Raw genomic sequence first — 16,157 nt, 5'->3', positions numbered from 1 at the left:
TTTATTTGTGGGTAGATGAAAAGAGATGGAGGTAAGAATGATGGGGAGAGTAACAAATTATAGTAAAGAATATTTGCTGTTCAAAAGTATGGTATACGTGGAAGAATATGGAATGAAGTCAATTACTGCAAGAGAGTTAGCAGAGTTCTGCGGTTGTTCTACATACCCGATTTATACACATTTCAATTCAATCAGCGGGTTAAAAGAGAAGATATTAGAAGAAATCACTGTTTATTTTGAAAACTACTTAGCTGAATGCAGTTCCGATGATGTTTTAAGCATTGTCTACTTATTGAAAGATTTTTTTCTATCCATGAAAGTATTCGTGAAATCATTGCAAAATCTGATTTAGACATGGATTCGCTATTTAAGCGGCCATTTTTCTCATATGTCAAAGGTCACACGAAGATCAAAGAAGAAAAGTCGCTTGAATTGGTATGGCTTAATGCATTGGGAAGTTTGCGCTCAGATGATTCTTCTCAAGATTTTCTTGAAATGATGAACGCTGTTTGGGATAAAAACGAGGTGACGGATGAATACTTGGAAAATATCTTAAAGGAACAGTCACCTTAGGCAGCAACATGAAAAAGTAGATCAGCCACCTTTATTTTTCGTAAAAAAGATTGTAAAATGTCTAACGAAACATTGGAATGAAGGAGGAAGCGACAACGTTACCACAGCAATTTATCAAAAAATATCGTCTTCTTTTAGGCGAAGAAGCATCCGATTTTCTTTCTGCGCTTGAACAAGGAAGCGTGAAAAAAGGATTTCGGTGGAATCCACTAAAACCGGCAGGATTGGACATGGTCCAAACTTACCATAGCGAAGAATTACAACCCGCTCCCTACAACAATGAGGGATTTCTTGGCACTGTCAATGGAAAGTCTTTCCTCCATCAAGCTGGGTATGAATATAGCCAAGAACCAAGTGCAATGATCGTTGGAACAGCTGCTGCAGCAAAACCCGGCGAAAAAGTTTTGGATTTGTGTGCGGCTCCCGGTGGTAAATCAACCCAATTAGCTGCTCAAATGAAGGGGAAAGGGTTATTAGTGACGAATGAGATCTTTCCGAAACGTGCGAAGATTTTATCAGAAAATATAGAAAGATGGGGAGTTTCGAATGCACTGGTGACAAATCATGCACCCGCAGAACTTGTCCCTCATTTTTCGGGCTTTTTTGATCGGATCGTGGTTGATGCTCCTTGTTCAGGAGAAGGAATGTTCCGAAAAGATCCAAATGCAATAAAAGAGTGGACAGAAGAATCTCCGCTATACTGTCAAAAACGTCAGCAAGAGATTTTGTCTTCAGCAATAAAAATGCTAAAAAATAAAGGACAACTGATTTATTCGACTTGTACGTTTGCACCAGAAGAAAATGAAGAGATCATTAGCTGGCTTGTAGAAAATTATCCAGTAACGATTGAGGAGATTCCTTTGACTCAATCCGTTAGTTCAGGACGGTCTGAATGGGGAAGCGTAGCTGGTTTGGAAAAAACAATACGTATATGGCCTCATAAAGATCAGGGTGAAGGACATTTTGTTGCAAAGCTGACTTTTCATGGACAAAATCAGATGCATAAAGAAAAGAAGACACGAAAAAAAAGTAAAGTGCAAATGACAAAAGAGCAGGAAAAACTCTGGACGGAGTTTTCAAATGATTTTCATTATGAAGCTACTGGAAGACTTTTAGTGTTCAACGACCATCTTTGGGAAGTTCCTGAGTTAGCCCCTTCTCTTGATGGTTTAAAAGTCGTACGTACAGGTTTGCATTTAGGAGATTTCAAAAAGAATCGATTTGAACCTAGCTATGCATTAGCGCTTGCTACAAAAAAGATAGAGAATATACCTTGCTTGCCGATCACTCAAAAGGAATGGCAATCTTACACAGCAGGAGAAACATTTCAACGTGATGGGAATCAAGGATGGGTTTTGCTAGTATTAGATAAGATACCTGTCGGATTTGGGAAACAAGTAAAAGGAACAGTAAAGAACTTTTTCCCTAAAGGATTGAGATTTCACTGAGTGGATTAGTTCGTTTATTTTTTTGTCTATGCTATGATGGAGATAGATAAAAAGGAGCTGATACTTATGAAAACATCAACAAAAGTAACAATCGGATTAAGCGTAGCAGCCGCTGCCAGTGTAGCGACAGCAGTCGTTGTATCGGGAAAAGTAATGGAAAAGATCCATCATATGACTACTCGGACGAAAGTAAAAAAATTCGTCTATGACAAATTTGATGGAAATGAAAAATTACTAGAAATCGTAGATGGTCTTTCAGATAGTGACTTGGATTCTTTGATGGGAATGTTAGCAAAAATCAAATCAGGAAAAAAGAAAATCTCTGTTTATGGTGATTCGATCAAAGATTCAACCGAAGATGTAAAAGACCGGCTAATGCATTTTGTTGAAAAAATGATGTAAGAGAAACTAGCTTTTGAACACTATTCATTCGAAATAAGGGGTTGTGACAAAATTATTGTCACAACCCCTTTAATCTATCTTTAATTATGTTCATGAATCAATAAAAGATAGCAAAACAGTAAATCGTTGGCTTTTTTTAGATTGAAACCAGTCTGTTCTTGAAATTTTTCGATTCGATATTTTAGAGTATTACGATGAAGAAACAGTGTTTTTGCAGCAGAGCTGACATTGCCTAATTCATTCCATAATTCTTGAATGATCACTTCCATTTCATTTTGTTTGATCAGTTCTATGTAACTTTTGATCAACTTACTATCTTTTACAGTATCTTTTGTATAGTAATGTAAAGCCACATCTTGCATAGAAAAAGTACGGCTGTGAGTATAAAGATTGTTTTGCTCTGTTAAAAAAATTTTTCTTTCTTCAGCAAACAAAGGGACGAGGTCGGTGCCAGGTGAATGGAAAGAACCAACGTATACAGACGTTGTCGTATCAAAATCAGCATCTAAAGATAGAAAAATACCGTTGATTTCAGTAGCATCAAGATAATCACGGTTTATTTGTTCGACTAAGAGCGCATCTGTGTCTGTATAAAAAAAGAAATCAGCAGAATAGCGAAATAATTCCAAAATAGTATCTTGCCATTCTTTTTTTAAGAATTCTCCTTTTGATTCGACGTGAAGCTGGATCAAACGAAAACTTTTTTCTTGAACACAAGAAGCATCTTTAAAAAGATAGTGATACCATGGGTGTTTTTTTTGATCGTTGATTACAGGGAATAACGCTTTCAAAAGGCTGGTTTCTTGTTGAGATAATGAATCTTGTTTGATCCAGATAAAAGCATCATCAATTGCAAAAGAAAGGATATCCGCTTCTGATGCTGGAGAGTTTTTTTTCTGTGCTTGTGGGTAAAGAGCAAGTAATTTATCCATTTTCATCTTGTTCACCTCTTGTATTTATTTTACCATAGAAAAAAAAGTTAGTTACAGCCTTTTTATCATATGCTAAAGTAAAACAAGAAAAAACAAAGGCAGGGAAGGGTAATTGGTAAATACAAATCTTGATGCAGTAGAAAAAGAAAAATGGATGCGCCTTGCATTGGCAGAAGCAAAGAAAGCAGAAATGCTTCATGAAGTTCCGATTGGAGCAGTGGTTGTATTGGATGGAAAAGTGATTGGAAGAGGATATAACCTTAGAGAAACCACGCAAGATGCTACTACACATGCAGAAATGCTTGCAATCAAGGAAGCCTGTGAAAAAGTGGGAAGCTGGCGCTTGGAAGATGCTGCGCTTTTTGTTACCTTAGAGCCTTGTCCTATGTGCAGCGGCGCGATGATTTTGTCTCGTGTAGCAGAAGTTTATTTCGGCGCGTATGATCCAAAAGGCGGAACAGCCGGTACCTTGATGAATCTTTTGGAGGACGAGCGGTTTAACCACCAAGCATATGTAGAAGGTGGCATTTTAGAAGACGAATGTGGGATGATTTTGACTGACTTTTTCCGAAAGCTCCGCCAGCGAAAAAAGAAATTAAAAAAAGACTGGTCAACGAATGAAAAATAAGGTATACTATTCTTTGCCGAAAGGCTAGGACAATGGTGGGCTTGTGAAGCGTGTCAGGTCTGGAAGGAAGCAGCACTAAGCAGGTTCCGCCATGTGTCTGATTATAATGAAACGACAACAGACTTTCGGGTCTGTTTTTTTTATTTTTATAGTACTGTAAAAATGAATGTTCCTGATTTTTTAGCCAGACTGATTTATCGAATATTGTACTTATACAATTTGCTTCAAGGCAGGAAAAACTCTGAAATAGAGCTTGTTTCAATGGAAGAAAAAGCTGCCTATGGTATGATAAAGATAAAGAGAGGCGAGAGGGTACATGGAAAAAATAGTGATTTTACATACGAATGATCTGCATTCTCATTTAGAAAATTGGCCAAGGATCAGAAGGTTTTTGGATCAACGTAAACGAGAAAACGAAAAGAAAGAAAAAACGACAACGATTGCAGTAGATCTAGGTGATTTTGTGGATCGTTGGCATCCATTGTCAGAAGCAACGAATGGACAGGAAAATATCTTGCTGATGAATGAAGTTGGTTATGATGCAGCGACGATAGGAAACAATGAAGGCGTAGGAAATTCCAAAGAAGAGCTGAATCATTTATACGATCATGCTGAGTTTGATATCATCCTGGATAACTTATTCGATAAAAATACGCTCCAGCCACCGGCATGGACGAAACCATATAAAATTATTACAACGAAACACCAGACGAAAATCGGACTAATTGCATTTACTGCTCCATTTCCGCTTACTTATAATCCGAATGGCTGGGACATACGCAATCCTTATGATATTTTGCCAGAATTAGTCGAAGATTTACGTTCACAAGTGGATGTTTTAGTTTTGATGAGTCATCTCGGGATTCAGGATGATTTCCAAATTGCAAAAGAAATACCAGCAATTGATGTTATTTTAGGATCGCACACCCATCATTTATTCAGAGAAGGTCACGTAATCAATGATGTCCAAATAGCAGCCGCTGGAAAGTACGGGCAGTATGTCGGTGAAGTCCATTTAACCATCGATGAAGAGAAAAAAATCCTTAAGCATTCAGCCAAAGCCATCCCTACCGAAACAATGACAGCTTTTACAGAAGATGAACAAGAAATAAATAGTTATCTAGAACGTGGGCATGAATTATTAAAAGAAAAAGAAGTAGCAGATTTGCCATTTTCTCTGAGTCTAGATATCTTCAATGAGCATTCGTTTATCCAAGTCGCCCTTGAGGCGGTGAAAGAACGAGGAAAGACGGAAGCATCAATATTAAACAGTGGTCTGTTTTTAACTGAAATTCCAAAAGGGCGGGTCAATCAGGATCAGCTTCACACTGCGTTGCCACATCCGATGCACTTGTTAAATGTCACATTGGATGGAAATGATCTGATTCGCTTAGTTTTAGAAATAGAAAAAAATCGTAACTTTTTACGTAACTATCCTATGAAGGGAATGGGATTTCGCGGTAAGATTTTTGGGCAGATGGTCTATAATGGAATCACATATGATTCTATTAACCATCAAGTCTTTTGGAAGAACAAGCCAATCGATCTGAATAAAAATTATACTTTTACTACCGTAGATCATTTGATGTTTGTTCCATTTTTTCCAACGATTGAGATTGCTGGAAAAAATGAATTTTTGTTCCCTGAATTTATCCGAAGTGTGGTAGGAGATTACTTGAAAGCTCACTACCCAATCAAATAAAAACAAGGTATAATAAAAAAGATAGGTGGTGAACGTATGTCTGCAAAACAAAATGAACAGCAGAACGTTGAGCATAAAAAAGAAATTGCTAAGAAAAAATCATCAGCTGAACAGGAAACAACAGTCACCGAAGAACTGACAGCTGCTTTGGAAGAAATCGTTGAGGAGCCTAAAGCAGAAAAAGTCAAAGGCGAGCTAGTGACACTGTTAGATGACAGTAATTTTTTGATAGGTGAAAGACATTATCGGCTTGTGTCCGATTATCGTGAAGGATTTAATGCAGAAAAGCTTGGAGAACGTTACAGTGATGTACTAGCCCGATATGATTATATCGTAGGAGATTGGGGTTATGAACAACTACGCCTAAAAGGATTTTTCCAAGCGGATAATCGACGGGCGCATCCAGATCAGCGAATCGATTCCTTGGAAGACTATCTTTACGAATATTGCAATTTTGGTTGTGCGTATTTTGTCATCGAGAGAATCGGCGGTAAAAAAGAAAAGACAACTCAGCGCCGAAAAAAGAAAAAAAACCATAATCGTGCGTATATCGATGAGAAAAAAGGACCAGTCGCATCTAATCGCAAAAAACCGGTTATTAAAAATCGAAAAACAGAGCCAGCAAAAACCTCTGAAAAAGTAAAAAAACAAGAACAACCTAAACAAGTAGAAAAAACAAAAACAGCATTTACGATAAGAAAAAGGGAAGAGTAGTGGATGAATGGACTATAAAGGATATTTAATTGATTTAGACGGAACGATTTATCGTGGGACACAACCCATACCAGCCGGTAAACGATTTGTGGAAGAATTGCAAAAAAGAAAATTACCTTTCTTGTTTGTTACCAATAACACGACTAAGTCACCAGAAACAGTAGCTAATCGTCTAGCAGATGAGTTTGACATTCATGTAGCTCCAGAGACAGTCTACACAGCTACTTTGGCAACAATCGATTTTATGAAAGCAGATGGAAAAGGGAAAAAAGTCTATGTTATCGGAGAAGCAGGATTGATTGACTTGATTTTAGCTGCCGGATTTACATGGGAAGAAGAGGCTCCTGACTATGTAGTGGTAGGCTTAGATAATTATCTGACCTATGAAAAAGTAGTTAAAGCAACACTTGCTATTCAAAAAGGTGCTACTTTCATTGGAACGAACCCAGATAAGAATATACCTACTGAACGCGGCCTTCTTCCTGGAGCAGGGTCAGTCATCTCTTTTGTAGAGACAGCAACCCAAACGCCGCCGATCTACATCGGAAAACCAGAAGCCATCATTATGGATAAAGCCGTTGAAGTATTAGGGCTGCAAAAAGAAGAAGTAATCATGGTTGGAGATAACTATGAAACAGATATCCAAGCTGGGATACGCAATAATATAGATACTTTGCTCGTTTTATCAGGTTTTACAAAAGAAGAAGATGTACCTGGGTTGCCTATCCCAGCTACCTATGTGAAACAATCACTGGATGAATGGAGCTTTTAATATGAAAAATTCGAGATGGCAGTGGATGGAATATGCTGGATTGTTCAGCCTATTTCTGACACTGATCAGTCTGGCAGTTGGTGTGACGATCAACTTTCGACCACTATACGTATTTGATATCGGACATTTGCAAATTTTGGATTATACTTCTTTAGATCAAGAGACATTACTGAAAAATTTTGATCACCTAATGAATTATCTCAATAATCCCTTCAAAACCATCCTAAGCTTGCCAGATTTCCCAGTTTCTGCTAGCGGAGCCCATCACTTTTATGAAGTGAAAATTTTGTTTTTAGTGGATTATGCTGTGTTTTTCATCACTTTGATCCCGAGTATTTTGTTTATCAAATATTTGCAAAAGAATGATCGGCTTTGGCGGTTGATTCGTCCGTTTCAAATCGGCATGTTACTGCCAGTTGTTTTCGGTTTTTTCATGATGGTAGGATTTGATCGCTTTTTTATCCTTTTTCATGAAACGTTTTTCAAGAACGATGACTGGTTATTCGATCCCGTTACTGATCCAATCATCAATGTACTTCCAGAAGAATTTTTCATGCATAGCTTTATCTTATTTTTTGTATTATTAGAATTATTTTTTGCTGTTTTTCTTTTCTTAGGAAAAAATAGCTTGAAACAAACAAAAAAGAAAGAACTCGTCTAAATAGACGTTTTCTTTCTTTTTTTGTTGAATTATTGAGTAAGGCGACTTCTTTTTTCTGGTTCTTTGTGTGCTAATCGACTGGCAGCAGCAGCGGCGATCGCTCCGACGATATCATCTAAGAAGGTATGGACATGAACGCCATCGCGGCTGTTTAGTTCTTTTAAAATACCAGGTTTCACCTTGTCGATATAACCATAATTCGTAAAGCCGATCGTACCGTAAACATTCACGATTGACAAGGCTAGGATCTCATCGATACCGTAAAGGCCTTCGTCATCTTCGATAATATGTTGCAACGGACTCATCAATTTTTTCTTTTCTGCTAATATATCTAATTGGATTCCAGTGATAATGGCGTTATGTACTTCACGCTTTGTTAGCACGCTGTTGACACTTTCAGTACAATCCGCCAAAGTCAAATCAGAAATATAGTCTTTTTGTAAAAACATGACAAGTTGTGCGATATCTTCTACAGTTACGCCACGTTCCTTCAATAGTTCTCTTGCCTTTTCTTCTAAAGTCTCAGTTTTGACGACCATATTATTGCTCCCCCTTTATTTTTTCTTTCTCTATTTCATGTTAACGGAACATGAAAAAAATGCAAGAAACTGCTTTCGGGTTTAACTTGAAATGCAAAGAGATATAAAAAATCAACTAGGACGAAGATTTTTATCGTATAAGCTTGTGCTGTGACCAGGCTGAGTTCGTTCTTTTGGATTAATATAGTGTAAAGCATTGTTCACTGCAGTAGGTGCTTCACCGAGCCCAGTAGCAATCAATTTCACTTTTCCTTCATAGGTACAGATGTCACCAGCTGCATAAACGCCTGGAATAGAAGTAGACATATCTGATTTTACAGTAATGGCATTTCTGGTACTATCAAGTCCCCAAGAAGAAAGATGTTCTAAATTAGAAGAGAATCCATAATTGACGATCAGAGAATCAATCATCAAATCAATCGTCTCGTCACTTTTCACTTTTTTTAACCGGATATCTGTCAGTTCCCCATTATTGCCTGATAATCCATCGATGAGATAGGGAGTAAGCAAGTTGACAGATGAAGATTTCAAGCGTGATACACTATGTTTGTGCGCACGAAATTCCGGGCGACGATGAATCAAGTAAACTTCGCTTGCAATAGGCTCTAACATCAACGCCCAATCGATAGCAGAATCACCACCTCCAGCAATAGCGACTTTTTTTCCAGCATACTTCATCAAATCATTCACGAAATAATCCAATCCGTGGTTTTCAAATGATTCAGCATTATCTAAATTCAATTTTCTTGGCTGGAATGAACCATTTCCTAAAGCTAAAATGACTGCTTTGGAATAATGGATGCCTTTATTTGTAGTAATCTCGATAACTTCGTCTTCACGAGTAAGCGAGAGAACTTCTTCTTTTAAATGGAATGTATGGTTAAAAGTAGTTAATTGTTTTTCTAATTGATCGATTAATTCACTTGCTTTTATTGCTGGATACCCAGGAATATCGTAAATATATTTTTCGGGATACAAAGTTGCTAATTGACCACCAAGTTGAGGTAGACTGTCAATGATTTTTGTTTTAGCTTGGCGCATTCCTGCGTAAAAAGCGGCAAACATCCCTACAGGACCTGCACCGATGATTGTAATGTCATAGATTTCCATAAAAATTCCTCCCTTTTCACACTATAGCAGAATTTAATTGAGAATGCTTCTCAAAAATGTTTGAATTCGAAATCGAAACGGTAAGTTATAGAATGTATCTAGTGATGAAAAATAAAAGAAAACAAATCTAGTATTTTTACGAGAGGTTAGGTATTATGTTATTATTATTATGAAGTATGCAAATATTAGGAGGAAACAATATGGCATTCCCACAACTAGATTTAAAAAGTGAAAAAGGACCAAAAGCTGTTATCAAAACAAACCGTGGTGACATTACTGTTCAATTATTCCCTGAACTAGCACCGAAGACGGTTCAAAATTTCATTGAACTTTCCAAAAAAGGTTATTATGATGGCGTGATTTTTCACCGCGTTATTCCTGATTTCATGATCCAAGGCGGCGATCCAACTGGAACAGGAATGGGTGGCGAAAGTATTTATGGCGAAAGTTTTGAAGATGAATTCAGTCGTGAACTGTTCAACCTTCGCGGAGCTTTATCTATGGCAAATTCAGGTCCAAACACAAACGGAAGCCAATTCTTTATTGTAAATAACACAAATGTGCCAGCTAATATGCTTGGACAACTAGAAGGTGCTGGATTCCCATCAGAAATCATTGAAGCGTATAAAGGTGGCGGAACTCCTTGGCTAGATTTCCGACATACAGTCTTTGGACATGTACTAGAAGGGATGGACACAGTAGATGAAATCGCAAATGTACAACGTGGTCCACAAGACCGACCTGTACATGATGTAGTGATTGAAACAATTGAAATTTCAGAATAGTTTGGTATGGTACGGAGTAATTATGAAAAAGGACGAAACCTAGTAAGGTCTCGTCCTTTTATTTTGAATAAATGATTTAATCGATTGTCTCTAAAGCATACTTGATTCGATTAAGTCCTTCCAGTAAAGTTTCTTCTGGACAAGCAATATTCAAGCGCATATGCCCATGACCGGAAGGACCAAACGTGATGCCAGGATTTAATACGACTTTTCCTTTCCGAACAAGAGTGTTCTCCAATTCTTGGTCGTCTGAAATATAGGCGGTAAAATCTAACCACATTAAGTAAGTTCCTTCAGGGTTCATTATTCTCACTTTCGGAAGATACTGTTCAAAAAACTGATTAACTGTTTGAACATTTTTTTCTAGATAAGGAATCAGTTGGCTTAACCATTCTCCACCCGTCTCATAAGCCGCTTGGGTTCCAATCAGTCCAAAAGTGTTGATTTCGTGCTGTTGGTTCATCACTAAATGTTTTTCAAAATCAGCTTTCATCTCTGGATTTTTGATAAATACCATTGAATTTTTGATTGCAGCTAGATTGAAAGTCTTGGTTGCGGAAGTAAAAGCAACTAGTAGATCATCTAAATTAGGATCAATCGTTAGCATGGAAGTAAATGTATGATCGAGTAAAGTTAAATCTTGATGGATCTCGTCACTAAACAGAATCACTTGATGTTTTAAACACAATTCGCTTAACTGTTTCAATTCTTCTTTGCTCCAAACACGCCCTCCAGGATTGTGAGGATTGCATAAAATCATTGCTTTTACATTGTTTTCTTCGATTTTTTTCTCCATGTCAGACAAGTCCATGATGAAATGATTATTTTTTTCTAGCAAAGAGCTTCGAACGATGTGACGTTGATTTGTTTCTATAATAGAGGAAAATGGAGGATAAACTGGGTCATGAATCAAAATAGAATCGCCTGGTTTTGTAAAAGTTTGTACTGCTGCAGCTAAACTAGTTAACACACCACTTGTAAAAACGATATTTTCTTTCGTCAACTCCACAGCATGGTGTTGGCGTTCCCAATGAATGATAGCCTGATATAGTTTATCAGACAGAGTGGCATAACCAAAGATTCCATGTTTGATGTATTCACTAAACGCTTTAGCTACCCCACCGGGAGACAAGAAGTCCATATCTGCTACCCACAAAGGAAGTAAGTCATCCATTTGATATGTCTCAGCAATTGCGTCCCATTTTACACTTTCTGTATCTTTTCTTGAAATCTGTTTATCAAATTCGATCATCTTAAGACCTCCAGTCATTTTCTTCGCTTCTTTTTTTGAGCTATTTACAGTATAATGATAAATGCGAAGAGAGGGAAGTAGATGACTTATAAAATTGGACAAATAATTGAAGGAAAAGTGACAGGGATACAGCCTTATGGCGCATTCGTTTCTCTTGATAACGAGACGCAAGGACTTATTCATGTTTCGGAAGTACAATCCGGTTATACGAAAAATATCCATTCATTGTTAAAAGTCGGACAGCCAGTAACAGTTCAGATCATCGACATTGATGAATATTCCAAAAAAATCAGTTTATCTTTAAGAACGTTAGAAAAAACAAATCCAGCTGTTCCATATCGCAGAAAAAGGTATTTCACGAATAAAAATCGTAAGATCGGATTTACCACTATTGCGGAGCAGTTACCTATTTGGATAGAAGAAGCATTATCTGAACTAGAACGGAAAGAAAATAAGAAATAAAAAGTGTATTTTTTCTGAAAATGTGCTAGAATTTTTATGTAAGCCATAGAACAAGTTGATCGAGGTGGAAATTTTGGCAAGCAAAAGAGTTGCTGGTACAATTATGTTGCATTTGGAGGATGGTACTAAAAAATTTTTGGTCCATTCAATTGATGACAAGTTGGAATTTGCGTTAGCGGAACTTTCTGAAGGAAAGACTGGTTTAGCGAATATACTTAATTTCTTAAAAGAAATAGTTCATATCGATGTTAGCAAGATTAGTTTGATGGAATTGACAAATACACATATTAAAGAGGAAAATGTTCCGTTGTTTGTCTTTGAAACTGAACAAAAGAATCAAAGAGAAGAATTAGGCGAAGGATATATTTGGGAAGAACCAGGTCAAATGCGCTCTGTTCTTGGAACTTACGAAGTAGAGGGAGTGCCTTTCTTCTAAAATACAGATTAAGCGAACAAAGAAGTTTGAATTTTTTTCAAACTTCTTTTTTTATTGTTTGGTCCAAAAAATACAATGAAATGTTCTGCTAAAGATAGTTTTTTAGTGCATTTTATTTTCAAAATATGTAGAAAACGGTTGTATAACGAATAATAATAATTGATCGAAAAATCATTTCACAAAGTAATGCTTAATTTATAGTTGACCAAGGAAGAAATACATGATAAATTTAACAGCGTTGATTCTGAAGTGGATATTATATCACATTTCTAAAAAAAATTAAAAAATAGTTATTGACATGTTGGGAATGACATGATAAGATAACTGAGTCGTTAAAAAAGAACCACTTGCGAAGCTTGATTCTATTGAAAAAAAATTCAAAAAAGTTCTTGACAAATAACAAACGATAAGTTATGATAAATGAGTTGCTGAAAGATTTCGAAAAACGAAATTGAAAAAACTTTTAAAAAAGAGTTGACAATCACTTGTCTCTCTGATATGATATAAAAGTTGCTACGGCAGCAAAAAACGAATCGGGAAACACTCCCGATGAAGTAGACCTTTGAAAACTGAACAAAGTAAGACAAACCAAATGTGTAGGGCGTCTTGATTCAATTCAAGACAACAAACATTTTTAACAAGCAAGCAATATGCTAGCAAACAAATTGAGCTTAACAATCGCAAGATTGTTCGAACTTTTTATGAGAGTTTGATCCTGGCTCAGGACGAACGCTGGCGGCGTGCCTAATACATGCAAGTCGAACGCTTCTTTTTCCACCGGAGCTTGCTCCACCGGGAAAAGAAGAGTGGCGAACGGGTGAGTAACACGTGGGTAACCTGCCCATCAGAAGGGGATAACACTTGGAAACAGGTGCTAATACCGTATAACAATCAAAACCGCATGGTTTTGATTTGAAAGGCGCTTTCGGGTGTCGCTGATGGATGGACCCGCGGTGCATTAGCTAGTTGGTGAGGTAACGGCTCACCAAGGCCACGATGCATAGCCGACCTGAGAGGGTGATCGGCCACATTGGGACTGAGACACGGCCCAAACTCCTACGGGAGGCAGCAGTAGGGAATCTTCGGCAATGGACGAAAGTCTGACCGAGCAACGCCGCGTGAGTGAAGAAGGTTTTCGGATCGTAAAACTCTGTTGTTAGAGAAGAACAAGGATGAGAGTAACTGTTCATCCCTTGACGGTATCTAACCAGAAAGCCACGGCTAACTACGTGCCAGCAGCCGCGGTAATACGTAGGTGGCAAGCGTTGTCCGGATTTATTGGGCGTAAAGCGAGCGCAGGCGGTTTCTTAAGTCTGATGTGAAAGCCCCGGCTCAACCGGGGAGGGTCATTGGAAACTGGGAGACTTGAGTGCAGAAGAGGAGAGTGGAATTCCATGTGTAGCGGTGAAATGCGTAGATATATGGAGGAACACCAGTGGCGAAGGCGGCTCTCTGGTCTGTAACTGACGCTGAGGCTCGAAAGCGTGGGGAGCAAACAGGATTAGATACCCTGGTAGTCCACGCCGTAAACGATGAGTGCTAAGTGTTGGAGGGTTTCCGCCCTTCAGTGCTGCAGCTAACGCATTAAGCACTCCGCCTGGGGAGTACGACCGCAAGGTTGAAACTCAAAGGAATTGACGGGGGCCCGCACAAGCGGTGGAGCATGTGGTTTAATTCGAAGCAACGCGAAGAACCTTACCAGGTCTTGACATCCTTTGACCACTCTAGAGATAGAGCTTCCCCTTCGGGGGCAAAGTGACAGGTGGTGCATGGTTGTCGTCAGCTCGTGTCGTGAGATGTTGGGTTAAGTCCCGCAACGAGCGCAACCCTTATTGTTAGTTGCCATCATTCAGTTGGGCACTCTAGCAAGACTGCCGGTGACAAACCGGAGGAAGGTGGGGATGACGTCAAATCATCATGCCCCTTATGACCTGGGCTACACACGTGCTACAATGGGAAGTACAACGAGTTGCGAAGTCGCGAGGCTAAGCTAATCTCTTAAAGCTTCTCTCAGTTCGGATTGCAGGCTGCAACTCGCCTGCATGAAGCCGGAATCGCTAGTAATCGCGGATCAGCACGCCGCGGTGAATACGTTCCCGGGCCTTGTACACACCGCCCGTCACACCACGAGAGTTTGTAACACCCGAAGTCGGTGAGGTAACCTTTTGGAGCCAGCCGCCTAAGGTGGGATAGATGATTGGGGTGAAGTCGTAACAAGGTAGCCGTATCGGAAGGTGCGGCTGGATCACCTCCTTTCTAAGGAATATTACGGAGACTACACAATTTGTTTTTACTTTGTTCAGTTTTGAGAGGTTTACTCTCAAACACTTTTGTTCATTGAAAACTGGATATTTGAAGTAAATGTAAGTAATACAAACCGAGAACACCGCGTTGAATTTGAAAGCTGAACAAATTGTTTAGCCTGAAGCAAAATAGGCGGACGGCCATAAAATCTTTGATTTTATGAGACGATCGATCTTTTTGCCGTACAGGCTGATTTGTGAGCTGGATAGAGTTTTTTAATAAGTTCAATTGCTTATTTTCTTGATCTAACTTCTATCGCTAGAAGAAGGATCAAAACCCAACCGTAAGGTTGATAAGGTTAAGTGAATAAGGGCGCACGGTGGATGCCTTGGCACTAGGAGCCGATGAAGGACGGGACTAACACCGATATGCTTTGGGGAGCTGTACGTAAGCTATGATCCAGAGATTTCCGAATGGGGGAACCCAACATCTTTAATAGGATGTTACGATTGTGTGAATACATAGCACATTCGAGGTAGACGCAGAGAACTGAAACATCTAAGTACCTGCAGGAAGAGAAAGAAAATTCGATTCCCTGAGTAGCGGCGAGCGAAACGGGAAAAGCCCAAACCAGCAAGCTTGCTTGTTGGGGTTGTAGGACTCCAATATGGTAGTTCTTTCAGATAGTCGAATGACTTGGAAAAGTCAGTCAAAGAGGGTAAAAACCCCGTAGACGAAATGTGGAAGACACCTAGGAGGATCCTGAGTACGGCGGAACACGAGAAATTCCGTCGGAATCCGGGAGGACCATCTCCCAAGGCTAAATACTCCCTAGTGACCGATAGTGAACCAGTACCGTGAGGGAAAGGTGAAAAGCACCCCGGAAGGGGAGTGAAATAGAACCTGAAACCGTGTGCCTACAACAAGTCAAAGCCCGTTAATGGGTGATGGCGTGCCTTTTGTAGAATGAACCGGCGAGTTACGATTGCATGCGAGGTTAAGTTGAAGAGACGGAGCCGCAGCGAAAGCGAGTCTGAATAGGGCGTTTGAGTATGTAGTCGTAGACCCGAAACCATGTGATCTACCCATGTCCAGGTTGAAGGTGCGGTAAAACGCACTGGAGGACCGAACCCACGTACGTTGAAAAGTGCGGGGATGAGGTGTGGGTAGCGGAGAAATTCCAAACGAACTTGGAGATAGCTGGTTCTCTCCGAAATAGCTTTAGGGCTAGCCTCGGAATTGAGAATGATGGAGGTAGAGCACTGTTTGGACTAGGGGCCCATCTCGGGTTACCGAATTCAGATAAACTCCGAATGCCATTCATTCATATCCGGGAGTCAGACTGTGAGTGATAAGATCCATAGTCGAAAGGGAAACAGCCCAGACCACCAGCTAAGGTCCCAAAATATATGTTAAGTGGAAAAGGATGTGGGGTTGCACAGACAACTAGGATGTTGGCTTAGAAGCAGCCACCATTTAAAGAGTGCGTAATAGCTC

The 16,157-nt window shown here is 39.2% G+C and carries 14 protein-coding genes, 2 rRNA genes, 1 other RNA gene and 1 pseudogene (1 of these 18 running past the window's edge); 14 read left to right on the top strand and 4 right to left on the bottom strand.

Annotation, left to right across the window (positions count from 1 at the left end; all coding sequences use genetic code 11):
- Positions 1–37 precede the first annotated feature (37 nt).
- From RBL01_RS09670 to RBL01_RS09660, 3 genes and pseudogenes are all read left to right on the top strand, one after another.
- Positions 38–573, top strand: a pseudogene (locus tag RBL01_RS09670) (TetR/AcrR family transcriptional regulator).
- Between the two features lie 77 nt (positions 574–650).
- On the top strand, positions 651–2,021 hold the full coding sequence (locus tag RBL01_RS09665) for an RsmF rRNA methyltransferase first C-terminal domain-containing protein (protein WP_002327213.1): 1,371 nt from the start codon (positions 651–653) through the stop codon (positions 2,019–2,021).
- A gap of 66 nt (positions 2,022–2,087) precedes the next feature.
- Positions 2,088–2,423, top strand: coding sequence for a hypothetical protein (locus RBL01_RS09660; RefSeq protein WP_002287147.1), 336 nt, complete (start codon positions 2,088–2,090; stop codon positions 2,421–2,423).
- Positions 2,424–2,503: 80 nt separating this feature from the next.
- On the opposite strand, the gene RBL01_RS09655 is transcribed toward RBL01_RS09660, so the two are convergent.
- Positions 2,504–3,361 carry a helix-turn-helix domain-containing protein gene (locus tag RBL01_RS09655; RefSeq protein WP_002327212.1) on the bottom strand — a complete coding sequence of 286 codons (858 nt, stop codon included), beginning with the start codon at positions 3,359–3,361 and terminating at the stop codon, positions 2,504–2,506.
- Between the two features lie 106 nt (positions 3,362–3,467).
- Between RBL01_RS09655 and tadA the strand changes: the two genes are divergently transcribed.
- From tadA to RBL01_RS09625, 6 genes are all read left to right on the top strand, one after another.
- Positions 3,468–3,983, top strand: coding sequence for a tRNA adenosine(34) deaminase TadA (tadA, locus tag RBL01_RS09650; protein WP_002287154.1), 516 nt, complete (start codon positions 3,468–3,470; stop codon positions 3,981–3,983).
- A 22-nt stretch (positions 3,984–4,005) separates the two neighbouring features.
- An RNA gene (gene ffs, locus RBL01_RS09645) (signal recognition particle sRNA small type) lies at positions 4,006–4,090 on the top strand.
- 209 nt (positions 4,091–4,299) lie between these two features.
- Entirely contained in the window at positions 4,300–5,685 is a 1,386-nt protein-coding gene (locus RBL01_RS09640) for a bifunctional metallophosphatase/5'-nucleotidase (RefSeq protein WP_002327211.1), read from the top strand.
- A gap of 36 nt (positions 5,686–5,721) precedes the next feature.
- Positions 5,722–6,399: a YutD family protein gene (locus tag RBL01_RS09635; protein ID WP_002327210.1), complete on the top strand. Its 678-nt coding sequence runs from the start codon at positions 5,722–5,724 to the stop codon at positions 6,397–6,399.
- A 7-nt stretch (positions 6,400–6,406) separates the two neighbouring features.
- On the top strand, positions 6,407–7,171 hold the full coding sequence (locus tag RBL01_RS09630; protein WP_002287159.1) for a TIGR01457 family HAD-type hydrolase: 765 nt from the start codon (positions 6,407–6,409) through the stop codon (positions 7,169–7,171).
- Position 7,172: 1 nt separating this feature from the next.
- Positions 7,173–7,832 (top strand): TIGR01906 family membrane protein, encoded by a 660-nt coding sequence (locus RBL01_RS09625; protein ID WP_002327209.1) that lies wholly within the window; start codon positions 7,173–7,175, stop codon positions 7,830–7,832.
- Positions 7,833–7,861: 29 nt separating this feature from the next.
- Here the strand turns inward: RBL01_RS09625 and RBL01_RS09620 are convergent, their stop codons facing one another.
- Together RBL01_RS09620 and RBL01_RS09615 are read right to left on the bottom strand one after the other, a co-directional pair.
- Entirely contained in the window at positions 7,862–8,371 is a 510-nt protein-coding gene (locus tag RBL01_RS09620; protein WP_002327208.1) for a phosphatidylglycerophosphatase A, read from the bottom strand.
- Positions 8,372–8,482: 111 nt separating this feature from the next.
- Positions 8,483–9,481 (bottom strand): NAD(P)/FAD-dependent oxidoreductase, encoded by a 999-nt coding sequence (locus tag RBL01_RS09615; protein ID WP_307780827.1) that lies wholly within the window; start codon positions 9,479–9,481, stop codon positions 8,483–8,485.
- A 200-nt stretch (positions 9,482–9,681) separates the two neighbouring features.
- On the opposite strand from RBL01_RS09615, the gene RBL01_RS09610 reads away from it, so the two are divergent.
- A complete protein-coding gene (locus RBL01_RS09610; RefSeq protein ID WP_002287167.1) occupies positions 9,682–10,266 on the top strand; it encodes a peptidylprolyl isomerase in 585 nt (194 codons plus the stop codon).
- Positions 10,267–10,342: 76 nt separating this feature from the next.
- Here RBL01_RS09610 and RBL01_RS09605 read toward each other — a convergent pair whose 3' ends face one another.
- A complete protein-coding gene (locus RBL01_RS09605) occupies positions 10,343–11,518 on the bottom strand; it encodes a MalY/PatB family protein (RefSeq protein WP_307780826.1) in 1,176 nt (391 codons plus the stop codon).
- Positions 11,519–11,599: 81 nt separating this feature from the next.
- Here RBL01_RS09605 and RBL01_RS09600 point away from each other — a divergent pair, with 81 nt between their 5' ends.
- The 4 genes from RBL01_RS09600 to RBL01_RS09585 all read left to right on the top strand — a co-directional run.
- Positions 11,600–11,980, top strand: coding sequence for a CvfD/Ygs/GSP13 family RNA-binding post-transcriptional regulator (locus tag RBL01_RS09600; protein ID WP_002287231.1), 381 nt, complete (start codon positions 11,600–11,602; stop codon positions 11,978–11,980).
- A gap of 73 nt (positions 11,981–12,053) precedes the next feature.
- On the top strand, positions 12,054–12,416 hold the full coding sequence (locus RBL01_RS09595; RefSeq protein ID WP_002287172.1) for a hypothetical protein: 363 nt from the start codon (positions 12,054–12,056) through the stop codon (positions 12,414–12,416).
- A 697-nt stretch (positions 12,417–13,113) separates the two neighbouring features.
- Positions 13,114–14,672 (top strand): 16S ribosomal RNA (locus RBL01_RS09590).
- Positions 14,673–15,016: 344 nt separating this feature from the next.
- Positions 15,017–16,157, top strand: a 23S ribosomal RNA gene (locus tag RBL01_RS09585); it runs 1,774 nt beyond the window's last position.
- Together the 16S and 23S rRNA genes form the textbook arrangement of a ribosomal RNA operon.

This window comes from Enterococcus sp. SB12, from assembly GCF_030910025.2.
GTDB lineage: Bacteria > Bacillota > Bacilli > Lactobacillales > Enterococcaceae > Enterococcus_B > Enterococcus_B faecium.
This window is presented reverse-complemented; position numbering and strand designations above follow the sequence as displayed.